This is a genomic window from Phaeobacter italicus, from assembly GCF_019801785.1.
GTDB classification, from domain to species: Bacteria; Pseudomonadota; Alphaproteobacteria; order Rhodobacterales; family Rhodobacteraceae; genus Phaeobacter; species Phaeobacter italicus.
Genome location: NZ_JAHVIJ010000001.1, coordinates 790,439 through 811,780, shown reverse-complemented (window position 1 = coordinate 811,780; position 21,342 = coordinate 790,439). Strand labels below are relative to the sequence as shown.

18 protein-coding genes and 1 tRNA gene are annotated in these 21,342 nt (G+C 61.9%); 11 read left to right on the top strand and 8 right to left on the bottom strand.

Annotation, left to right across the window (positions count from 1 at the left end; genetic code table 11):
- Positions 1-94: 94 nt before the first annotated feature.
- Positions 95-706: a response regulator transcription factor gene (locus tag KUV39_RS03770; RefSeq protein WP_222458965.1), complete on the bottom strand. Its 612-nt coding sequence runs from the start codon at positions 704-706 to the stop codon at positions 95-97.
- 278 nt (positions 707-984) lie between these two features.
- Here KUV39_RS03770 and KUV39_RS03765 point away from each other — a divergent pair, with 278 nt between their 5' ends.
- The 3 genes from KUV39_RS03765 to KUV39_RS03755 all read left to right on the top strand — a co-directional run bounded on the left by KUV39_RS03765 (position 985) and on the right by KUV39_RS03755 (position 5,744).
- On the top strand, positions 985-2,388 hold the full coding sequence (locus KUV39_RS03765; RefSeq protein WP_473763730.1) for a WecB/TagA/CpsF family glycosyltransferase: 1,404 nt from the start codon (positions 985-987) through the stop codon (positions 2,386-2,388).
- Positions 2,389-2,592: 204 nt separating this feature from the next.
- Complete coding sequence (locus KUV39_RS03760) at positions 2,593-3,108, top strand: putative pterin-binding protein (RefSeq protein WP_008560244.1); 516 nt, start codon at positions 2,593-2,595, stop codon at positions 3,106-3,108.
- An 86-nt stretch (positions 3,109-3,194) separates the two neighbouring features.
- Positions 3,195-5,744 (top strand): hybrid sensor histidine kinase/response regulator, encoded by a 2,550-nt coding sequence (locus KUV39_RS03755; protein WP_222458963.1) that lies wholly within the window; start codon positions 3,195-3,197, stop codon positions 5,742-5,744.
- 10 nt (positions 5,745-5,754) lie between these two features.
- Here the strand turns inward: KUV39_RS03755 and KUV39_RS03750 are convergent, their stop codons facing one another.
- On the bottom strand, positions 5,755-6,960 hold the full coding sequence (locus tag KUV39_RS03750; RefSeq protein ID WP_222458962.1) for a polysaccharide biosynthesis/export family protein: 1,206 nt from the start codon (positions 6,958-6,960) through the stop codon (positions 5,755-5,757).
- Between the two features lie 198 nt (positions 6,961-7,158).
- On the opposite strand from KUV39_RS03750, the gene KUV39_RS03745 reads away from it, so the two are divergent.
- From KUV39_RS03745 to KUV39_RS03730, 4 genes are read left to right on the top strand one after another with little or no spacing between them, the layout of a single operon-like run.
- Positions 7,159-8,427, top strand: a complete 1,269-nt coding sequence (locus tag KUV39_RS03745) for an oligosaccharide flippase family protein (protein ID WP_222458961.1) — start codon at positions 7,159-7,161, stop codon at positions 8,425-8,427.
- 7 nt (positions 8,428-8,434) lie between these two features.
- A complete protein-coding gene (locus KUV39_RS03740; protein WP_336512802.1) occupies positions 8,435-9,352 on the top strand; it encodes a glycosyltransferase family 2 protein in 918 nt (305 codons plus the stop codon).
- 20 nt (positions 9,353-9,372) lie between these two features.
- A complete protein-coding gene (locus tag KUV39_RS03735) occupies positions 9,373-10,371 on the top strand; it encodes a glycosyltransferase family 2 protein (protein WP_222458959.1) in 999 nt (332 codons plus the stop codon).
- A complete protein-coding gene (locus KUV39_RS03730) occupies positions 10,371-11,351 on the top strand; it encodes a glycosyltransferase (RefSeq protein ID WP_008559238.1) in 981 nt (326 codons plus the stop codon). The genes KUV39_RS03735 and KUV39_RS03730 overlap by 1 nt, the downstream gene beginning before the upstream one ends.
- Positions 11,352-11,580: 229 nt before the next feature.
- Here the strand turns inward: KUV39_RS03730 and KUV39_RS03725 are convergent, their stop codons facing one another.
- From KUV39_RS03725 to KUV39_RS03705, 5 genes are all read right to left on the bottom strand, one after another.
- On the bottom strand, positions 11,581-11,817 hold the full coding sequence (locus KUV39_RS03725; protein WP_222458958.1) for a hypothetical protein: 237 nt from the start codon (positions 11,815-11,817) through the stop codon (positions 11,581-11,583).
- A 155-nt stretch (positions 11,818-11,972) separates the two neighbouring features.
- Positions 11,973-13,076, bottom strand: a complete 1,104-nt coding sequence (locus tag KUV39_RS03720) for an AraC family transcriptional regulator (protein WP_222458957.1) — start codon at positions 13,074-13,076, stop codon at positions 11,973-11,975.
- Between the two features lie 93 nt (positions 13,077-13,169).
- Positions 13,170-13,790, bottom strand: a complete 621-nt coding sequence (locus KUV39_RS03715; protein WP_222458956.1) for a pyridoxamine 5'-phosphate oxidase family protein — start codon at positions 13,788-13,790, stop codon at positions 13,170-13,172.
- Between the two features lie 15 nt (positions 13,791-13,805).
- Positions 13,806-14,270: a nuclear transport factor 2 family protein gene (locus KUV39_RS03710; protein WP_222458955.1), complete on the bottom strand. Its 465-nt coding sequence runs from the start codon at positions 14,268-14,270 to the stop codon at positions 13,806-13,808.
- 89 nt (positions 14,271-14,359) lie between these two features.
- On the bottom strand, positions 14,360-14,908 hold the full coding sequence (locus tag KUV39_RS03705) for a carboxymuconolactone decarboxylase family protein (protein WP_037302812.1): 549 nt from the start codon (positions 14,906-14,908) through the stop codon (positions 14,360-14,362).
- 203 nt (positions 14,909-15,111) lie between these two features.
- On the opposite strand from KUV39_RS03705, the gene KUV39_RS03700 reads away from it, so the two are divergent.
- Positions 15,112-15,684 carry a TetR/AcrR family transcriptional regulator gene (locus KUV39_RS03700; protein WP_008562161.1) on the top strand — a complete coding sequence of 191 codons (573 nt, stop codon included), beginning with the start codon at positions 15,112-15,114 and terminating at the stop codon, positions 15,682-15,684.
- Positions 15,685-15,934: 250 nt separating this feature from the next.
- Here KUV39_RS03700 and KUV39_RS03695 read toward each other — a convergent pair.
- Positions 15,935-16,009 (bottom strand) — tRNA-Asn (locus KUV39_RS03695).
- Between the two features lie 261 nt (positions 16,010-16,270).
- Here KUV39_RS03695 and KUV39_RS03690 point away from each other — a divergent pair.
- From KUV39_RS03690 to KUV39_RS03680, 3 genes are all read left to right on the top strand, one after another.
- Complete coding sequence (locus tag KUV39_RS03690; protein ID WP_222458953.1) at positions 16,271-17,485, top strand: M24 family metallopeptidase; 1,215 nt, start codon at positions 16,271-16,273, stop codon at positions 17,483-17,485.
- A complete protein-coding gene (locus KUV39_RS03685) occupies positions 17,482-18,243 on the top strand; it encodes a maleate cis-trans isomerase family protein (RefSeq protein WP_222458952.1) in 762 nt (253 codons plus the stop codon). Before KUV39_RS03690 ends, KUV39_RS03685 begins: the two co-directional genes overlap by 4 nt.
- A gap of 216 nt (positions 18,244-18,459) precedes the next feature.
- A complete protein-coding gene (locus KUV39_RS03680) occupies positions 18,460-21,342 on the top strand; it encodes a hypothetical protein (protein WP_222458951.1) in 2,883 nt (960 codons plus the stop codon).

Here is a 21,342-nt window from a genome sequence, read left to right as displayed (position 1 = left end):
TTCTCTAAAGAATACAGGAAGCTAAGCCGCGTTTCGGCAACCCCGATGGGCAGTCACGCAGGGCGTTTGTGCGCGCGCCTATCCGTCTGGATAGTCAAAACAACCCTTTGTCACGGGCAACCAGCGCTGCCTGCGTTCGGTTGCTGACCTTCATTTTGCGATAAAGCGACTTCATGTGCAGTTTGACAGTGGGTTCCGCGATATTGAGATCACGGGCGATTTCCTTGTTGGCCTTGCCTTCGCTCAAACCCCGCAGCATCTCGATCTCGCGGGGAGAGAGTGTGGCGGTCAGCGGGCAGGGCGTGTCTTCGACTGCGGTCATAAAGTCGATGGGCGCATATTGTTCGCCCATTGCCATGAACCGGACAGCATTGATCATTGATTTTGCGGGCAATGTCTTGGGCACAAACCCTGCGGCTCCCGCATCCAGCGCCTGTTCGGCAACCTCGCGGCTGGCCTGGCCCGAGATCAGCGCAACCCGCTGGCCGCCGTTCATGGCCATCGTGTCAAACAGACCTTGCAGCCCATCCATCCCCGGCATGTTGTAATCCAGCAGGATCAGATCAAAGGGGCCATCTGTCTCCATCCGTTCCTGCGCCGCAGGCAGGCTATTGGCGGCGCATGTGCTCATGCCGCCTTCGCTTTCGAGAAACATCACCAATGTGTCTCGCAGAAGGTCGTGATCATCGGCAATCAATACGCGCATGCTGGGTCTCCCTCGCTGTGCAATCCGTTCAGATGCCCGGATCCGGTCGGGCGCGGTTTGTCTTTTTAGATTAGGCGCGGGCCGGGCCAGCGCACCAGCGCGAAAGGGGAGAGCCTGCTGTCTCTTTGGTATGGGGCATACCCCCTTGGATAGGGGCCCTGTTCGAAGTTGAAAATCGCTGTCCCTATGTCCACCAAACCTGTCCGTCCGCTGCGTTGAGCCACTGCGCATCATTCGACACCCTGAAGACAACCAACGTCTTATCAAGGAGTTGCATGATGAGCTTCCAGTTCCCTTTGCTGCACACCACACCGGTGACACCTGTGTCCCGTCCGGCTCTGGCAACCCAGTATCTGCCAGCGCTTGACCTTAACCTGGTTGATGAAACCGCCGACAAAACCGTTCGGGCTCTGCTGGCTCCGGGCCGTCGGCGGGTGTTCTTCATGAACGCCCATTGCTGCAATATTCGCCGCCAGGATCGTGGCTATGCAGATGCGGTGGCGCGCGCGGACATGTTGTTGCCCGATGGCGCGGGCATCGAACTGGCCGCCCGCTTTACCGGGCAGAAACTGGCCGCGAACCTCAACGGGACCGATCTGCTGCCAAAGCTGCTGGAGCAGGCCGCGACCCGCGGCAAGTCGGTCTATCTGTTTGGTGGCAAGCCGGGTGTCGCGGATGCGGCAGCCGCGCAGCTGATCCTGAGCACGCCGAACCTGCGCATTGCCGGGACACAGGATGGCTACGGCGGCGCAGCGGACCCCGAGGCGGTGATTGCCGATATCAACGAGAGTGGCGCAGATATCGTGCTGGTCGCAATGGGGGTGCCGCTGCAGGAGATGTGGCTGGATCGTTACGCCGATCGCCTGGCGGCTGACCTGACGCTGGCTGTCGGCGCGTTTCTTGATTTCAGCGCAGGTGTCATTGACCGGGCTCCGCGCCTTGTCCGTAAGGCCCGGATGGAATGGGGCTGGCGCCTGATGAAAGAGCCGCGCCGTCTCGCCAAACGCTACCTGGTGGGGAATTTTACCTTTGTCGGCAGTGCCGCAAGACGCGCCTTCGCCACTGCCGAAAACCGGGCAAAGCGGCGCATCGCGGCCAAACGGGTGCTGGACGTGGCAACGGCCGCAACTGCGCTGGTTCTGCTGGCACCAGTCTTAGCCCTGACAGCCCTTGCCATTCGCGCCGAAAGCCGGGGGCCCGTTATCTTTCGCCAGACCCGCGTAGGTCAGAACGGTGAGACATTTACGATGTTCAAGTTCCGCTCCATGAGCCAGGACGCCGAGGCCCGCAGGGCGGCCGTCCTGTCGCAATCGGATCGCGATGGTGTGTGCTTCAAGGCCAAGGCGGATCCGCGCATCACCCGGGTTGGACGGTTCATCCGTCGCGCCTCAATCGACGAGTTGCCGCAAATCTTCAATGTGCTGCGCGGGGATATGTCCATTGTCGGTCCCCGTCCGGCCCTGCCGGTCGAGGTTGATGCCTATCCGCCGCGGGCGCTTCGCAGGCTGGCGGTAAAGCCCGGCATCACAGGTGTGTGGCAGGTCTCTGGGCGCGCGGATGTCGGGTTTGACGAGATGGTCGAGATGGACATCGCCTATGCCAAAGAGGCCTCTGTCGGGCTGGATCTGGCGTTGATGTATCGCACGATCGGAGCCGTTCTGTCGGGTCGGGGGGCCTACTGACAGACCGCGCATCCGAACGGTCGCGCCCTGCAAGCCACCTGCCGGTGCTTGCGGGGCGCGCTAGGTTTTTGCGGGCAGATCACGGTTTCTTGTGCAGAAGATACCCCGCAGACTATCCTTTAGGATAGGGCACGATACCTCTGTCCACGTGCAAGGTGGTCCATCTCATGGAATAAATTTCCCAGACACCAAAAGGGATGCGCCATGTTTCGTTTTCTGATGATGACTGTTTTCGCCGTTGCCTTCACCGCGACCCCGATCGCTGTGCCTGTCGCGGCCAAGGATCTTGGCAAGCCGCAGGAAGAGGTTGTTCTGACCGTATCCAACGCAGCTGTGACCAACATGGACGGCGCAGCGGTTCTTGATCTGGCGATGCTGGAACAGCTGGGTGCCCGCAGCTTTGAAACCACGACAATCTGGACGGATGGCCCGCAGCAGTTTGATGGTGTGTCCCTGGCCACGTTGATTGATGCCTTGGGAATGCAGGGCGATGCGCTCCGGGCGACTGCGATCAACGACTATTCCGTCACGATCCCGCTTGAGGACATTTCGGACGAGGGCGCGATGATCGCCTTTCGCATGAACGGTGCCCCGATGTCGGTGCGCGACAAGGGTCCGCTTTGGATTGTCTATCCTTATGACTCCGATCCTCGCTTTCAGACAGAGATCATCTATTCCCGCAGCATCTGGCAGCTGGATCGGCTGGAAGTGCTGAACTGATCCCGCCAGACCGCCCGACCCACAGACGTTCCCAAGACAAAGAGACATCACCACACGACTGAACCCACCCAGCAGGAGGCGGCAGCATGACTGGCAGTGCACCTATGACACCGCGCGTACGCATCCTGATTCTGGCTGTGTTGTTTTCCCTGGCCTTTGCAGCTGTCGCGGTCTTCGGCTCGCACATCTTGCGGGATGTGCAGGATCTCAACGCGGCCCATAAGGACAACCTGCAATGGTCGCTCTCGCAGACCGATGTGGAGTTCCTGGAATTCTACACCGCGCTGGTGGCGGCAAAGGGCGACGGTGATGACGATCTCAACACACTGCGTCGGGAGTTTGACGTATTCTACAGCCGCATCCGGATCTTGAACGAAGCGGAACTGTATGCGCCGCTGCGTGAGTTGCCGCGCCTTCGCACGGCATTGGGCCGGGTGGATGGGTTTCTGCAAGGGGCCCTGCCAGCGATTGATGCCAGCAACGCCGAGCTGAGGCAGAACCTCCCCGACCTTGCAGAGCAAGCGGCAGACATACGCCCAGTGGTCCGTGATCTTTCGATCTCTGCGCTGGGGCATCTTGTGGCACTGACGGACGCGCGCCGCGAACAGACGGGTCGGACGCTCGTGTGGCTTGGCCTTTCCGTGGGCGGGCTGATTGTGGCCCTGCTTGCACTGGCGGGATATCTCAATCACCTCAACTCCCAGAACGTGCGCCGGCGTGCCGAGGTTGTCGAGGCCAGTCGCCGGATGAATGTGGTCATGGGAACGTCGCTTGATGGGGTCATCATAAGCGATACAACTGGCCGTATCCTTGAGTTCAACGCGGCAGCTGAGCAGATCTTTGCAATCCCCGCCCAAGAGGTGATCGGCCGGGACCTGGCGGATGTGATCGTACCCGATCACCACAAGGCAGCCCATGCCGCAGGCATGGCGCGGCTGCGCAACGGGGGCACCCGGCGGGTTGTTGGCTCTGGCCGGGTCCGCCTTGAGGCCAAGCGCGCGACTGGCGAGGTCTTTCCGGTCGAGCTGGCCATTCAGAGCGCAGAAACCGCCCAGGGTGAGATCTTTGTCGCCTTTCTGCGGGATATCTCCGCTCAGGTCGCGGCAGAAGAGGAGCTCGTCTCCGCCCGCGATTTGGCGCTGGCTGGCGAAAAGGCCAAAACCAACTTCCTTGCGACCATGAGCCACGAAATTCGCACGCCGCTGAACGGTCTTCTGGGAAATCTGACGCTACTGCAGGACACGCGGCTCACGGCACGTCAGCGCCGTTATATCGGCAATATGGAAACCTCCGGCAAACTCTTGCTGAGCCACATCAATGGCGTTCTTGATATCACCAAATACGACGCAGGGCGCCTGCATCTGCGACCCGTTGTGATGAATATCAGTGATCTGGTTCAGGACATCATCGACAACCAAAGCGCCTCTGCCGCTGCCAATCAGTCGGTTCTGGAATGGCAATGGGATGGACCGGCAAAGAACTGGATCCGTGCGGACAAGGACCGTCTTCAGGACATTTTGATGAACCTCGTGGGTAACGCCGTCAAGTTCACCCACAACGGACGCATCCGTGTGACGCTGGCCTGCCTGGGGCGCGAAAACGGGTTGCAGATCGTGGTGGAGGATACCGGCATCGGGATCACCCCTGACCAGATCCGCCATGTGTTTGAGGATTTCGTGACGGGCGACAGCTCATATGCGCGAAATGTGGGCGGGACCGGACTTGGGCTGGCGCTGACCAAACGCTTTGTCACCGCGCTTGGCGGACATATCGATGTCGAAAGCACGCCGGGGCAGGGCAGCAGCTTTATCGTGGAGCTGCCGGTGGAAGAGGCCGAGCCGCCGCAACCTGCCGGTCCGATCCACGCAAGGCAAGCCCGTGGCAATCCGATCACCGGCCCCCGCAAGGTGTTGCTGGTCGAGGATAATCCGATCAACCGTGACGTCGCGCGGGAGATGCTGCGCGCCGCCGGTCACTATGTGGTCGAGGCACATAACGGGCGCGAGGCGGTTGATTTGGCCAGGGCCGGGCGGTTCGATCTGATCCTGATGGATATCAGCATGCCGGTCATGGACGGACGCAGCGCCACAAGGGCAATCCGCGCCTTGAACGGACCGGCCAGCCTGACCCCGATTGTTGCGCTGACCGCCAATGTGATGGCAGAGGAGCAGGCCGCCTTTCTGGAAGACGGGATGGACGGCATTCTGACCAAGCCCCTGTCCAAAGAGGCGCTGCTGGGGCTGTTCAGCAGCGGCGCCTTGCCGGAGCAGGTGGACGAGATCTGCGACCAGAAGGAGCCCGCAGTCTCGGACGAGCATCTGCAATCCCTCAAACAGGCGCTAAGCCCGGATGGCGCTCGCGTAATTGTGGCCCGTTTTTGCAAAGAGATAGAGGAGCTGGTTGGCTGGCTCGGGCAAGAAGGGGGCGAGCAGCGACAGGATTTGCCGCGCATCGCAGCAGAAGCCCACAAAAGCGCGGGCAGCGCCGCAACGATCGGTGCGCTGTGCCTGCGTCGTCAGCTGATCGCCATTGAAGAGGCGGCCAAATCTGGTAGCCGGGCTGATCTTGCACTGGCGATTGACGGCCTGCCTGCGATCTGGCTGGCCACGCAATCGGCTCTCAAGTCAGCGGCATGATCTCCGCGCTTCAGCGCGCGACAAGCCCCAGAACCCGGCCGATTTCGCCGATATTGGTGATAGTGCTGTCATAGCACGCGATGGAGTCGCCAGGCAGGAGATAAGGGTCATAATCGTCCCGATCCGCCCGGCGCAGCATGTTTTCAATGCCGCGTTCGATGACGACCGAAACTTTGGTCACCGGATTGCGTGAAAACAGGACAGCAGAGCGGTTGGCCGATGTGGCGCGCGCGCCGCCAACGCAGTTGGTGTCAATCACGGCCTGCATGAAGCGCGTCCCATACGGGATTTCGCGCACTTCACGCCCGATGGCAGAAGGCGCGTTGCCGGTTGCGGGTTGGGTGAGATTTGACAGGAACAGGGTGACCCCCGGCGGGCTGATCGGACTGGGGCGCATCAGATCATCCTGAAAACAGCCGCGGCTTGGGACGTTGATTTCATCGCCTGTCAGCAGCATCACATCCACGGCATTCTGGCCCTCGAAAACCCCTCGCATATCAAGCGTGTAAACCTTCGAGCCCCGGCGCAGCTGGATCGCTGAAATGTCAGCGTCGGGGCGCACGCCGCCCGTCGCCCGCAAGGCGGCAGAAAGATTGCGGGCCTCGGTTGATGCCCCCAGCGCCTCTTGTCTGCGGCTGTCGACCTGATCACCCGCGATCCCGCCAATTTCCACGGCCTTGGGCTCAAACACCGCGCCGGAAACGCCGACGGTCACAGATGCAAAATCCGCAACCCGAACGGAAATCCGGGGGTTTGCATCATAAAACCCGTTCTTCACCAGCTGGGCTGCAAGATCGGCCTCGACGTCGCGCACCAGCCGCCCTTGCGCCCGGATGGGCCGTAGGTAAGGCAGGTTCAACGTGCCGTCGCGTGAGACCACATAATCACCGCTAAAGGTGTCATCCTCTGCCACCCGGATATCGATCAGATCGTTGCGCGACAGCCGCTCTCCCCGCAAAGAGGCGCTGGCAAGACCGCCGAATTTGCTGCCATTGCCCTCGGCACCGCCGATAAGAGGGCGGCATTTGAGACGGTTGATTTCTTCGGACCGCAGGAACGTCTGTTCGCGGATGTCACGTTTTGGTTCGCGGTATTGGGCCTGATACCCGTTTCCGACCGCAACCGGTTCCAGGTTGCGGGGCTGGTTGATGGCCGTACAGGCGGCCACGCTCATCAGGGCCAGCAGGGCAGTTCCGGTCCGTAGCGTTGAATTCATTGCGCGATCCAAACGGTTAGCTGTTCTGACCTTGATAAGACAAGCGCACTCATCTTGCGAGAGATTTTGACGGGGATCGACCTCTCCTTTGGTGTAGGTCTGTGATCTTTCGCCCCGTGATCCTGACCGGGGGTGCGCAGGACACAGCCAAGGGGGCTGGGCTACCAAGGAAGGGACCGAAAATCATGGACCTTTCCGATGGCACAGCCCCGTTTCTCGAATGCACAGTTTCCCACCCGGTTGCCCAAGGTGCCGACGCTTACGCAGAACGTCTTTGCCTATGTCGGCTCCGAGGTTGCCAGCAAGGCGTCTCGCCTTTTGGTTGTCGTAACCGTCGCACGCACACTGGATCTGGCGCATATCGGGATCGCAGCCGCGGCACTGGCGGCGGCGGACATTCTGAAATCGCTGACTGAAAACGGGATCGGCCAGCGCATCATGGCCGCGCGGGACGAGGATCTGGAGGCGACCTGCAAGACGGCTCATCGGCTGTTCTGGATCTGGTGCACCGGGCTGTTTGTGTTTCAGGCGCTGGTTGGCGTGGCACTCTATGCCCTTGGGGGCAGTACAATGCTCTTGCTGCTGATCCTGCTTTTGGCGGGGGAATACCTGTTCATGCCGGCCGGTCTGGTGCAATGCGCGCTTGCCATGCGGGCCGGGCGGATGAAACGCACGGCTTTGATTGCCGGAACACAGGTTGTTGGTGCCAACCTTCTGTCGGTTGCGCTCGCTCTGGTTTGGGCGTCCCCCCTTGCGCTGATCCTGCCCCGCCTTGTGACCGCGCCTTACTGGTTGCTGGCAATGCGGCGGCTGCACCCCTGGACCGCCAACCCCGAGGTTCACCCAGCGCCGGTGCGTCCGTTCCTGCGGTTTGGGGCGACTGTGCTGGGGGTAGAGCTGGTCAAAGCGCTGCGCCTGCAGATCGACAAGGTGATTGTCGGGGCGTTGATGGGGGCCGAGGTGCTGGGTCTTTACTTCATGGCGTTCAACGCGGGCCTGGGGCTTGCGAATTCCTTCTCCACAGCGTTTGCGACGGTTCTGTTTCCACATCTGTGTGCAAGCAAAGACAAGCTCGCGGCGCTGAGCCAAAGCATCCTGCTCGCGCTTGGGATCATTACCCCGGCGGTGATCCTGCAAGCACTGCTGGCCCCCGTTTATGTTCCGGTCCTCTTTGGGGCGGGCTGGGAGGCGCTGGATGGGATCGTGTCGATCCTGTGCCTCGTGGCCATTCCGACGACGCTCTGGTCGGCCTGTGCAGGCTACCTGCGTGCCACGGGGCGGGCTGGGCAGGAATTTCGGATCACGGCGCTTCTGACTGTCGCGCTGTCGCTCAATACCGCGCTTCTGGCGCCTCAGGGATTGTTGGCGGTTGCCATTGGCTACGCGCTTGTTGCGTCGGCCGTGATGATCCTTGGTTCTTTTCCCCTCGTTCAACGTGCCTTCGCGCACAAACTGGCAAAGGTCTGAAACGATGATGAAATTCTCTGTAGTCATTCCCTGCTTCAACGCCGCGAAAACCATCACGGGCACCATCGAAAGCCTGCAGGCCCAGTGTTATCCGAATTGGGAAGCAATCTGTGTAGACGACGGATCGACCGACCCGACCTGGGTCCAGATCCGCTGCATGGCCGCCGGGGATAGCCGGATCAGGCTTTATCGCAACCCTGGCAAGGGGCCGAGTGCGGCGCGCAACTTTGGTGCCTTGGACATCGCAGACGGTGACGTGATTGCGTTTTGCGACGCGGATGATGAATGGGCCCCATCCAAGCTGCGCGAGCTGTCGGTGATCTTTGCTGATCCTTCGGTGGCGGGGGCCTATGGTCAGATCGCCTTTTTCTCGCACCGGCCGTGCGATGCCAGAACCCTGTCCACGGTTCCGGAGACAGACCTGAGCGTTGACATTCTGATGGGGGAAAACCCGGTCTGCACCATGTCCAACATGTCGGTGCGCCGTGACGTGATGCAGAGCGCGGGCGGCTTTGACGAAACCATGCTGCACAACGAAGATCTGGAGTGGTTGATCCGCCTTGTGGCGCAGGGCGCGCGGATTGTGGGGATGCCGATGCTGCAGACCTACTACCGGCGCAGCACCGGCGGCCTGTCAACCGATCTGGACGCGATGGAGGCGGGGCGCGAACGGGCGCTGCAAACGGCCATCGCCATGGGCCATCGCCCGTCGCGCCGTTCCCATGCCATCTATCACCGCTATCTGGCCCGCCGCGCCCTGCGGCTCGGGATGGGGCGCACCACTGCCCTGCGACACGCGCTGTTGGGGCTGGGCCAGTCTCCACGCGGGTTTCTGTCCCCTGTGCGCCGTGGCGCGCTCACGCTGCTCGGCTCCGTCTGTGCCGCGCTCATCCCGCGCCGCTTCAGCCGCAGCCTGTTTTCCTGACCCCGCAGAGGAGAAGTTTCATGACATTTGCTTCGATCATTGTTCCTGCATTCAACGTTGCTGACACTCTGCCGCAGACACTGGATGCGCTCTTGGCCCAGAGCTGGCGGGATTTCGAAATCATCGTGGTGGATGATGGATCCACCGACGCCACGGTGCAGGTGGTGAAATCCTATAGCCATGATCGTCGGCTGCGTCTGATCAGCCAGGCAAACCGGGGTCTGGCCGGGGCGCGCAACACAGGGATTTACGCGGCGAAGGGAGAGGTCATCGGGTTTTGCGACGCCGATGACCTGTGGGAGCCCACCAAACTGGCCGAACATATCTGGCATCTGCGTGAAAATCCGCATGTCGGAGTGAGCTACTCTGGCTCTCTTTTGATTGATGATGATGGTCAGCCCACCGGTCACGCACAGCGCCCACGGCTGAACCGGGTCAGTGCCGCCCATGTGTTCAAGCGCAACCCCGTCGGCAATGGTTCGGCGCCGGTGATCCGTCGGGCTGCGCTGGCAGATGTGTCCTACATGCCACCAAGCGAGAGCGAGCGGCCGTGGTATTTCGACGAGACCTTTCGCCAGTCCGAAGACATCGAAATGTGGCTGCGCATGGCGCTGGTGACGGATTGGGCGTTCGAGGGCGTGCCAGGTCTGCTGACACGCTATCGGGTGAACTCTGGCGGGTTGTCGGCGGCGACAGATCGCCAGCTGGAAGCCTGGGAGCGGATGGTGGCCAAGCTAACCCCGCTTGCGCCCGAATTTTTTGCCCGCCACACCCGCGAAGCGCGGGCCTATCAGCTGCGTTACCTGTCCCGTCGCGCGATTGTCGATATGGACCGGGGGCGCACGCTCACCTTGACCCGCCGCTGGTTGGAACAATCAAAACTGCCGCTCATCAAGGAGCCGGTGAAATCCACGGCAACCCTCGCAGCGGCTGCGGTTCTGGCTGTGTGCGGTGAGGGGTCGCTGCGCCGCCTGATGCAGCTGGCCTCGAAATTCAACCGTGCCGGAGGGCAGGCGTGATGCTGAACGAAACCCGCCCCCGTGTTCTGCACCTTGTTGACGATACCACCGCAGGTGGCGTCATGCGCGTCGTGGACTTTATCCTGTCGTCGCCCGAACTCAGCGTCACCGCTGATCACCAGTTGGCCGAAGTCGGTAATCACCCGCTGACCTTTGGCCGCTACGAGGCGGATGTGATCGTGTCCCACCTGTCGATCAACTGGCGCAACCTGCCACGGTTCCTTGCGCTTCGGGGGCAACACCCGATGAGCCGTCTCATTCATGTCGAACACAGCTACACCGAAGAATTCGTTGCCTTGAACGTGCCGTCCAAGCGACGCTTTGCTCAGCTGCTGCGGTTGTCTTATCGCGTGTTCGACACGGTTGTCGGCGTCAGCGATGCGCAGTCCAGCTGGCTGGTCGACAGCGGCTTTGTCAGCCCCGACGCAATCACAACGATCCGGTCTTGTGTTGATCTTTCGGCCTTTCGCAAGGTGAGCCCGGCTCAGGGAAAGCCACGGATCATCGGGGCCATCGGGCGGCTGCATCGGCAAAAGGGGTTTGATGTGCTGATCAAGGCGCTGCGCAAATGCCGACGGGCGGACATCGAACTGCATGTTTATGGCACCGGCGAGGATGAACCCTACCTGCGTCGGCTGGCGGCGGGTGATGAACGGATCCACTTCAAGGGGTTCGCTGCTGATCCGGTTGCCGCCATCGGCGCGGTGGATGTTGTGGCGATGCCATCCCGCTGGGAGGCATACGGCCTGGTTGCGATCGAAGCTCTGGCTGCGGGTCGCCATCTGTTGGTGAGCGAGATAGACGGTCTGCGCGATCACCTGCGCATCGGGGCCGCACCGGTTTGCGATCTGACGCCGGATTGCTGGGAAGCGGCGCTGGAAGGGCTGTTTGAGCGAGCAGAGGACTGCACCGCGACCCGCGCTGATCCTGCGCTGGAGCGGGATTTCATCCGCGGCTGGCGGGCGCTCCTTGCTGGATGACAAGAAAAAGCGCCGACCCCCACGCGACAAAGGGGCCGGCGCTGCGCCCACATCCGGTTGACAGAGCAGGGGCGTCAATCCGGTCTTGTGATGCGCACAACCGCAGTTGCGGCCTGTCGGGGCAGGCAGAACACGGCTGTATAGGGTTGGGCGAACCTGCACACCAAAGGTGGAAGACAACTTGCAAGGCTCGCCCGGGCACAGGCAGGGGGACTGCCGTGTCGGGGGGCTACCGGGCCGCGTTGAACTCTGAGGTCAGGGCCTTGAGTGCTGAGGCATGACAGGCGCAGACCGGCGCGACCTGGCCACCATCAATCAGCGATATCGTCGGGCGACCGACCAATGTGTCCGCTGTTGGCGAGGGGCTTGCGTAGGCAGGGGCCGAGAATGTCAGCGCCATGACGACGCCACCGGTTGCCAGTGCAGCCGCAGCTGCGGTGATGAGGAGAGAGGTCATGTCGTTCATGGCGAATTTCCGGGCAATTGATGGAACCAAAACGCGGTTCCGTTGGGAACAAATGGCCCTGAAACACGGGCCGGGTGAAATCTGTCGGATCCTGCGGCAGGCCGGTGGTGGAGGTCATTGCCAGCCGACCTGCCCGTCGTCTCCGTAACTCATGTCTAGCAGGCATTCATCTGTGCGGTCTTGGCAGGGCCTGCCAGGGTTTTGGCAGTTCCGGCCATCCCGGCCGGGGCTGCAGCAAGCGCCGGTTTTCGCGGGCTTGTGACCGCCGCACGAAACTGCGCGGGCGCCTGTCCTACATGACGTTTGAACGCACGGCTAAAGGTGCTTTGTTCGGAAAACCCGGTGAGAAAGGCGATCTCGGCAATGCTGCAATCGCCCCCCTGCAACAGGGATTGGGCAAGGGTCATCTGTGCCTCTGTCAGCACATCGCGGTAACTGCGCCCTTCGGCGGCCAGGCGACGATAAAGCGTGCGCTCACTCATCCCCATGTCGCGGGCGATCTCGCTTGCCTGCGGCGCGCCGTTTTGCAGCAGGTGGGTCATCCTGCGCAGAAGATCGCGCAGCAGCGGTGGCTCTCGGCGCAGTCGGCCATAGCTTTCCTGCAGGTGGGCCAGCATATAGTCCGACACAGCCGCATCCCCCAGCCGATTGGACAGATCAAGCGCGGAGCTGGGCAGGGTGATGGCATCGAATTCCGCGCCAAAGACCACATCACACCCAAACACAGCCTTGTAGTCCTCAGGCGACGCGGCAGGGGCGTGGCGGAACGAGACCTGGCTGACTGCAAGCGATCCGTCCAGCAACTTGCGCAGGTTGCTCAGGACACCCGCAAGCGCACATTCGTTGCGAAAGCCAAGGGCGGGATGGGGGTCACAGCGCCCTTCGATGCGAAAAACAGACAGTTCGCTGCCTTCGTCCAAACGATAGATCGCGGTTTCCGTAATCAGCCGGTAGTAGCGTTCAATCAGCTTGAGAGAGCTGCGCAGATCCGGGGCGGTTTTGACCGCAAGGCCCAGAACACCCAGCGCATCCGGAGAAATGGAGCGGGCGTAATCGGCAACCAGACGGGCCTGATTGGGATGGCCTGCGCGCACCCGCTCGATCAAATTCATATACTCGCTGTTGGCAATATAGCCGTCCGCTTCGGCGTGCAGCTGTCCTATGGGCGTGCCGTCAGACAAAAGCGTGCCCTCGTCGGTCAGGCTCCAGCCGTTCGCGCGCGCCATGGCTTTGGCAAATGCAATGGTAACATTGGTCATGATGGCCTCCCCTCGTGATGTTTCGGGGATGCTTTTGGCCCCCATTTCGTGGGCGGAACCGGGACAGGCAGGCAGTCCGGTTCCGCCGATGGGTCAGGGCAGGTCTGCCCCGACCGCAGCCAAGCGCGCCTCAAGCTCCTGGATGCGCCGCTCCAGGCGGGTGCGATCCTCGGCGTGGATGTGCGCGTATTCTTCTGCCGTAAAGCGCAGGGGCAGATGCTGGGGGCAATTCCAGTCAAACGCCTCCACGCGGATCAGCACAGCCCGTTCCGCCGACGCCTGATCTGCGCTCTGCAATTGGCGGATCACCTCAGCGTCCTCGACCAAAACAGCGCGCCCCCAGATCTTCAGCCGCTTGCGTCGGCTCCAATCCACCAGGATCAGCGACACCCGGTCGTTGCCCCGCAGATTCCCGGTGGAGATATACTGCCGGTTGCCACTCAGGTCCGCATAGCCGATGGTCTGTGCGTCCAGCACCCGCAAAAAGCCGGGCTGGCCACCGCGATGTTGCACATAGGGCCAGCCGGTTTCCGATACCGTGGCCTGAAACATGCTGTCACGCGCCGCGATAAACGCGCTCTCGCGCAGGCCCAGAAGGCGGCCGCCATCGCGGTCAGGATCCAGCGCAACGCTATAGGCCTCGGCCGAGCCATGGCGGGCCTGCTCTGCCTGAACAGCCGGTGTAAAGGCGATTTCAGCAAATCCAAGTGGCATGGTTAAGGGCTCCGCTCAGAGGCCAAGGTCGCTCAAGCCCGGATGATCATCCGGACGGCGCCCCTGCGGCCAGTGGAACAGACGGTCTTCTTCGCGGATCGCCAGATCGTTGATAGAGGCAATGCGATGGCGCATCAGCCCATCTTCGCCAAATTCCCAGTTTTCGTTGCCATAGGCGCGAAACCAGGCACCGGCATCGTCGCGGAATTCATAGGCAAATCGCACGGCAATGCGGTTGTCCGTGTAGGCCCACAGTTCCTTGATCAGACGGTAGTCTTGTTCGCGATCCCACTTGCGGGTCAGGAATTCGACAATCGCATCGCGGCCTTGAAAAATCTCGGCGCGATTGCGCCATTTGCAGTCGACCGTGTAGGCCAGCGCAACTTTCTGCGGGTCGCGGCTGTTCCAGCCATCTTCGGCCAGCCGGACCTTTTTGGCGGCGCTTTCTGCATCAAACGGGGGGAGGGGCGGACGTGTCATCGGGTGTATCTCTTGTCGGAAAGGAGGAGGGAGAGGTAAGAAAAATGGGCGCCCCGGTTTTCGGGACAGGGGTGGGGCGCCCGGGGACGTCAGGCCGCATCGGCTCCGACGACTGGGAAATCAATGGGGGTGCCAAGCGCCTCGTTCAGGTAATTGGTCAAGGTATTGAGCGCGACATGGGCGATGATCTCGACGATATCGCTGTTGGTGTATCCGGCATGGCGCAGCGCCCGCACATCAGCGTCCTGGACCTGGCCGCGTTCATCCACCAGCTTGACGGCGAATTGCACCGCGACATCGGCCTTGCTGTTCAAGGATTGCCCGCGTCGGTTGGCGAGGATTTCATCCGCATCCAGCTTGGCGCGGTTGCGTCCAAGATAGCTATGCGCCGCAACGCAATAGCCGCAGCCATTGGCCTGTGCGACCGCCAGGGCGATCCGCTCTCGCGTCGCTGGATGCAGGGTTCCGTTTGCCAGCGCCCCGGTCAGCCCAAGGTAGCCCTGCAGCGCTGCCGGGCTGTTTGAGGCGATCCGAAACAGATTTGGCACGCTCCCCATGGCGCGATTGATCTCCTGCAGGAGGGGTTTGGAGCGGGCCGGTGCGGTGTCAACGGTGGCGGGCAGGGGGATCCGGGTCATGGCGTATCTCTTTCCTTTGGTGGGCTGATAGGCAGGCTGAACGGGGTGGCTCAGAACCTGCATTCAGCATAGACAGACAGATCTGTATATATCAAGCCCCCGCTGCTCACAAAAAGATGTTGGACGTTGGGCGCGCGGTGTTTGCATTCTGGGCAGATATGCGGCAAGGGTAGACAGAATAGTCTGATTTACTGGGGAAACTCATGCGTTCGCGCCGCGATGATCTGATCGAAACTGCCCTGAAGCTTTTTTATACCGGCGGCTTCAATGCCACCGGAATTGACAAGATTTTGGCGGAATCCGGCGTCGCAAAGATGACCCTCTACAAGCATTTCGGCTCCAAGGACGAGCTGATTCTGGCTGTGTTGAAACGCCGGGACGAGCAATTTCGCGGCTGGCTCAGTGGCGAAATGGCCAAGGCCGGTCCGTCCCCCAAGGCACAGCTTCTGCAGATGTTCGATGCGCTTGAAATCTGGTTCAGCGGCAAGGCTTTTCCGGGCCTTGGCTTTTCCGGTTGCGCCTTCATCAACGCCGCGGGGGAGTTCTCAGACCCCGCGCATCCAGCCCATCAGATCGCGGCCGAGCACAAAGAGATGCTGGTTCGCCAGTTCACTGAGCTCTGCGCCGAAGCCGGCGCAGCTGATCCTGCAAGCCTTGCCGAAGAAATCGCCCTGTTGAAAGAGGGCGCGATTGCGACAGCCCATGTCCGCAACAAGCCCGAAGCCGCAAAGATCGCCAAAGCGATGGCAGAGCGGCTCTTGGCGGATCTTGACTGACAGGCGCGACGGGCAGGGCAATGACGGGCAGGGCCTGGCGTCGCACGGCTTGGCGCGCCAAACGGATCGGCCCGGCCCTGTATCCCCCAACTGGATAATCCGGCTAGCTAATCCCGCCTGTCCGGTTTGATCCAACCATTCCTTAACAGAGCGCGCGCAAATCAGTTGTTTCTGCAACGGGGTGCGCAGGTGATGTATAGTCGATTTCGTGGGAGTGTATTTCCATCCTCGACCCTTTGTTAGGGGTGGATGGCTCCGGCGGTAGGGATCGAACCTACGACCAATTGATTAACAGTCAACTGCTCTACCGCTGAGCTACGCCGGAATATGGGGGCGGTATAGGCATTGCGATCTGGCGCGTCCAGAGGAAAATTGCATTGAGCTGAGATTTTTTGTGGATAACGCGAAAAAATGCCAAGCTGTGGTTCTGTCAGGGTTTTTCGGCCTGGCCCGGCGGCGCTTTCAGCGTGGGAAAGATAATATATGGCTCGTTTGCGACATGGGTTTTGGGGAAATGCCGCTTTTCGACATGGGCGGTTGCGGTGGGTGACGCAGCCTGCAGGCGAGACAGCAGAAGGCGCAGAATATGACACAGACTGCCAAGGGTTGGCCGACATCACCGGATGCCCCGTCGACGGGTTTCGCGCAATCGGAATACAGGGCGCGCGTCGCTGCGCTGCAGGCACGCATGGCACAAAGCGGTATGGATGTGCTGCTGCTGACCACCGCGTCGGATTTCTACTATGTCGCGGGGTTTCTGACCCGGTTTTGGGAAAGCCCGGCGCGGCCTTGGTTTCTGTGCGTGCCGGCCTCGGGCGATCCGGTTGCGGTCATCCCCGCGATCGGTGCAGAGCTGATGGGGCGGGGCTGGATCGAAGACATCCGGACGTGGGACGCGCCTTTTCCGGGCGATGACGGCGTGAGCCTTTTGGCAGAGACCCTGCGAGAGCTGAGCGCCATCAGCCCGGCGCCCCGGATCGGCCTGCCAATGGGGCTTGAAACCCAGTTGCGGATGCCGATTGGTGACTATCTGCGTCTGACGGCTATGATTGCGCCCGCTCAATGTGTCGATGCAACCGATGTCGTGCAGCGCGTGCGGGAAATCAAATCCGAGGCTGAAATTGCCAAGATCCGGGCGGCCTGTGGTGTTGCTGACAGGGCATTTGCACGGGTGGGGGAATATGCCTGTCCGGGTGCGCGGCTCGACGAGGTGTTTCGCCGCTTTCAGATGTCCCTTCTTGAGGAGGGGGCGGATTGGGTCAGCTACACTGCAGGGGGCGCCGGGCCGGGCGGGTATGGGGATGTGATCTCTCCCGCGGATGATCGCCGACTTGCACCGGGGGATGTGCTGATGCTGGACACAGGCGCGGTGCTGGATGGCTATTTCTGTGATTTTGATCGCAACTACGCCATTTCCCATGTCGCCAAAGATACCGCTGCAGCGCAAGCGGCGCTGATGGTGGCGACGGATCATGTCCTTGGTCATTTGCGGCCCGGTCATCTGGCCTGTGATGTGCACCGCATGTTTGCAGAGCAGTTGCGCGCGCAGGGCGCGGTTCCGGGTGGTGGCCGGCTGGGGCACGGTCTGGGGCTTACGCTGACGGAATGGCCCTCTTGCACGCCCCATGATAAAACGGAGCTGCGGGCCGGTATGGTTTTGACGCTGGAACCCGGCGTTGAAATCGCACCGGGTCGCTGTCTCGTGCATGAAGAAAACATCGTCCTGCGTGAAAGCGGGCCTGAACTGCTGTCATCTCGCGCACCAAGGGCCCTGCCGATCCTCAGCGGGGTGGCGACATGAGCCAGACGCGTCAGCCTTTTCCCTATGATCTTGCCGGGCCAATTGGCAGCCGGGCGACGCTGGGTCTGGTGGTGTTACAGGTGGACGAAACGCTGGAGCAGGATTTTCGTCAGATGTTTCCGTCTGATGACGTCGCGATCTATGTCAGCCGCATCCCTTCGGGGGATGACCTGACACCCGACACCATAGCAACGATGGAAACCACAATGACGGCGGCGGCCTCGCTTCTGCCGGCGGCGGCGCCTTTTGATGTGGTCGGCTATGGCTGCACGTCGGGAACCACGTTGATCGGTCAGGCCCGCGTGGCGGAACTGCTGCGCGCAGGTGTCAGCACCCCAGAGGTGAGCGACCCGCTGACCGCGACGCTTGCAGCCTTGGGGGCGTTGAACATTACGGGGCTTGGGCTTGTGACGCCATATGTCGACAGTGTCAGCGAACCGATGCGACGGGCCTTTGAGGGGGCCGGTTTTGACGTGCGCGCAGGCGTTTCGTTCGGAGAGGAGGTCGAGGCGCGAGTGGCGCGTATTGATCCGGCTTCGACCTATGCCGCGGCGCTTGAGGTTGGGCAACAAAGCGATGTCGAGGCGGTGTTTCTCTCCTGCACGAACCTCCGCACCCTTGGTATCATTGCGCCGCTTGAGGCAGAGCTGGGCAAGCCAGTCCTGAGCAGCAATCAGGCCTTGGCCTGGCACATGGCACGCTATGCGGGGTGTCTTGATCTCTGCCGTGGGCCTGGCGTGCTGTTTGATCGGGGCTGATCGCGACGAAAGCAGGGCTGCGAAATTTCGTGTCCTGTGTTAGGCTGATCTTGGAAAGACCATGACAATTGACCGTCCGGGAACCGGGGCCCGGCACCGAGAGGGACGCCTGACGCGGCAGCGCAGGCGGCGCTTTGGGCAGGTGCAGATGGCGCCCCGGCCAACGCGCCCGCCGTGGCCCGCTGTGTTTGCGCACAGGCCCCGAAGGGGGACGAAATGGCTGAGATCACCCTGCCAGAGAACTGGCCACCGGCAACGGAGGCAACGGCAGATCATCCAGAAAGCTGGCTGCGCTATGAACGGGAATATCCCGGATCGAACAGGATTTCGCGGCTGATCGCGCATCCAACGGTGCCGTTCGTCGCAGGCGTCTCGTCGGGTGATGCCCCGCTTGATCTGGCGGAGTTTTCAACTGTCGCAGAGGCTTATCTCAATAAGCTGGCCAACTACGTGAACGGGGATACACGTCCCCTGGGCCAGGCCGACCCTGTTCTGAACTGGCTGCGCGCGGTTGCGGATGTCGAGGCCAGTGCCGTCTTGCAATGGTGCCCGATCTGGCCTGCGATAGATGGCAGTGGTGCGGGGCTTCAGGGGCCGATCGCCAGCTGGAACCTGTCGCCACGCACGGATGCAGCGTTGCCTGCCACCGTGGTTCTGGTCGCGGCAGAGGCCCTGCCGCTTGGTGCTGTGCCGGGCGCCGTGGCGCGGCTTCGCGGGGCGGGGTTTCGGGTGCCGATAGAGGTGCGCCGCACCGCTGAGGCCTATGAATTGATCCTGCGGGGGCTGACAGCCGAGTTTCCAGGCGGCACGCATCAGTCCCTGTCCGAGGCGCTTGCCGGTGCCTCTGCGCGCAACCGCGAGACGGTGCTGGAGAATTTGGGGCAGATCCTGCCGGGAGCACCTTTTGGGCTGGCCGCTGCGGATGACCCCAACCGTGGACAAGCCAGTCGCGTTTCCGCGCTTCAGCGTATTGCAGAAAAGAGCGGGACAACCGCGCGCTCGCTTTTGCTTCAGGATTTGCGGCTTGCGGGCAGCGTTGATGACCTGGTTGCGGGCAGGGGGCGGCTGCGCGTGCAACTGCTGGGGCGTGGATCGGCGGGTGGGGCCTCGTCCGCCGATGGGCTGAGCTACCGGGTGGATGCGCGTTTGACCCTCAGGGACAAGCAGGCTGACGTGGCGGCGGTGCAGCGCCAACCGCTCGTGACCCACGCCGTAGCGGGAAACGAGGGCATCGCGCAGGGCCAGCCACATCCAGCTGTCGGGCAGGATCAGCCGCGCATTCCGCCAATCGAAATCCCGCTCAGGGTGTTCCCTGTCCCACCGCCAGATTGGCAGGGGGACGGGGGGGTGCCGCGCCCGCCGCTTACCTGGCGCAGACCTTCCCGGATTGATCCCATTCTGGATGGCTTTCGTGACGATGTGGCCTTTTCCCTGGGCGGCGGTCTTGAGCTGGCGCGCCCGGCTTTTGTGGTTCGCAATTGCCCCCGGTTTGTGCCCGGCGATGGGCCGGCAAATCTGGCAAAGATGCTCCCCCATGGTCCTCTCGAACATCTGCCGCCGCGCCGGGATGTGTCGACCGCGATCAGCGCCTATTGGCATTGCCAGCAGATGTTTGCGTTGATGGAGAGCGCAGGGCTGCATCCCGATCACTACGTGGCGACCGCAGAGGGGCCATTGTCGGTCCATTATCGATCGGGGATCACGCCGGGGCCGGGCCGCAGTGGGCGGACCATCAATGCGCAGGTGCGCTATGAGGTGGCAGAAGATGCAGCCAGCCAGCCGCGGCCAGCGATCGACATGCATCTGGCATTGGCGACGTTGAACAGGTGGTCCCGGCCGACCCCACCGAGCCACGGGCGCAACCTGTCCGCGCGCCCTGCGCAGCCCCTTGGCTTTGCCAGCAGCGGGCGGTGGATGATGCATGAATTTGCCCACTATCTGTTGGCGGCGCGCATTGGTCAGCTGGAATTCGACTTTGCCCACAGCCCCGGCGATGGCATGGCCGCGGTCTATTTTGACCCGCTTTCGCAACTTGCAGAGCCCGACTATCCCGGCAATCCGCAGATGCGGGGGTGGACCTATCCCTTTGTTTTTTCGCCGCGCCGCCATGACCGCAGCCCGCTCAGGGGCTGGGGGTGGTATGGCCTGATGAACCGCGCCGTTGTTGAGGCCCCCCCAAGCGGAGGTGACATCCACAAGGGGTATCTGAGCGAGCAGATCCTCTCGTCCTCTTTGTTTCTTCTGTACCGGTGCCTTGGTGGCGACAGCGTGCACGAGGGACGCGCAGCGCAGGCGCAAAGGTTGCGGGCCTCGGATGGGGCTCTGTACCTGCTGTTGCAGGCGATTGCCGCGCTGGCGCAGCCGCCGTCTCGGGCGGAGATGTTGGAAGTAGGGATGGAGGCGGCAGCTTGGCTCGCGTCCTCTCCCGTGGTGTTGCACCGCGGCGGGGGCGAATGGCAACCTGCAACGTCGCACAAGGTGGTTCGCTGGGCCTTTGAGCAGATGGGGATGTTTCCGCTGGATCCTACCAAGGTCTGCCGCTCTGCGGGGGCGCCACCGTTGATCGATCTCTACATCCGTGATCGCCGTCCTCTGCGGTTCCCGACCGCTGTGGGGGATATGCCGGTGGGACCGGGGAGCTATGTGCCCGTCTCGCTGACATGGGAGGAGGCCAGCGCATGGATGATGCCGGGGCCATTGCCGTTGATCGGAAACAGGGGCCGGGTCACGGCAGAAGATGTCATGCTGCGCGGCTGGGTTGGAGTTGAACTGGCAGGTCATGTTGCATGGCCCTTGCCGGGTCTTGCCTTGCCGGTTGGCGCGGTCAATAGCAGTTCCGTTCAGGATCTGGCCGTAGGGGCGGCCCTTGCGAGTGCGGTGAACGAACAGGTGGCGCTGGCGCAGGCCAATGCAAACGCTGGGTCATCCATCTTGCTTCTCTATGAGCTCACGGCGCCCGGAGACAGGGCCAACACCGACCCCGCCGCAGCGCTAGCCTGCGGGGTGGATGACACCGCAGACCTGCCCGTCACGCAGCAGGCCCTGATCGATCTGGTGACTGGGGACAATAATCTGGGGCTTTACCGGTTCGCATCCTGA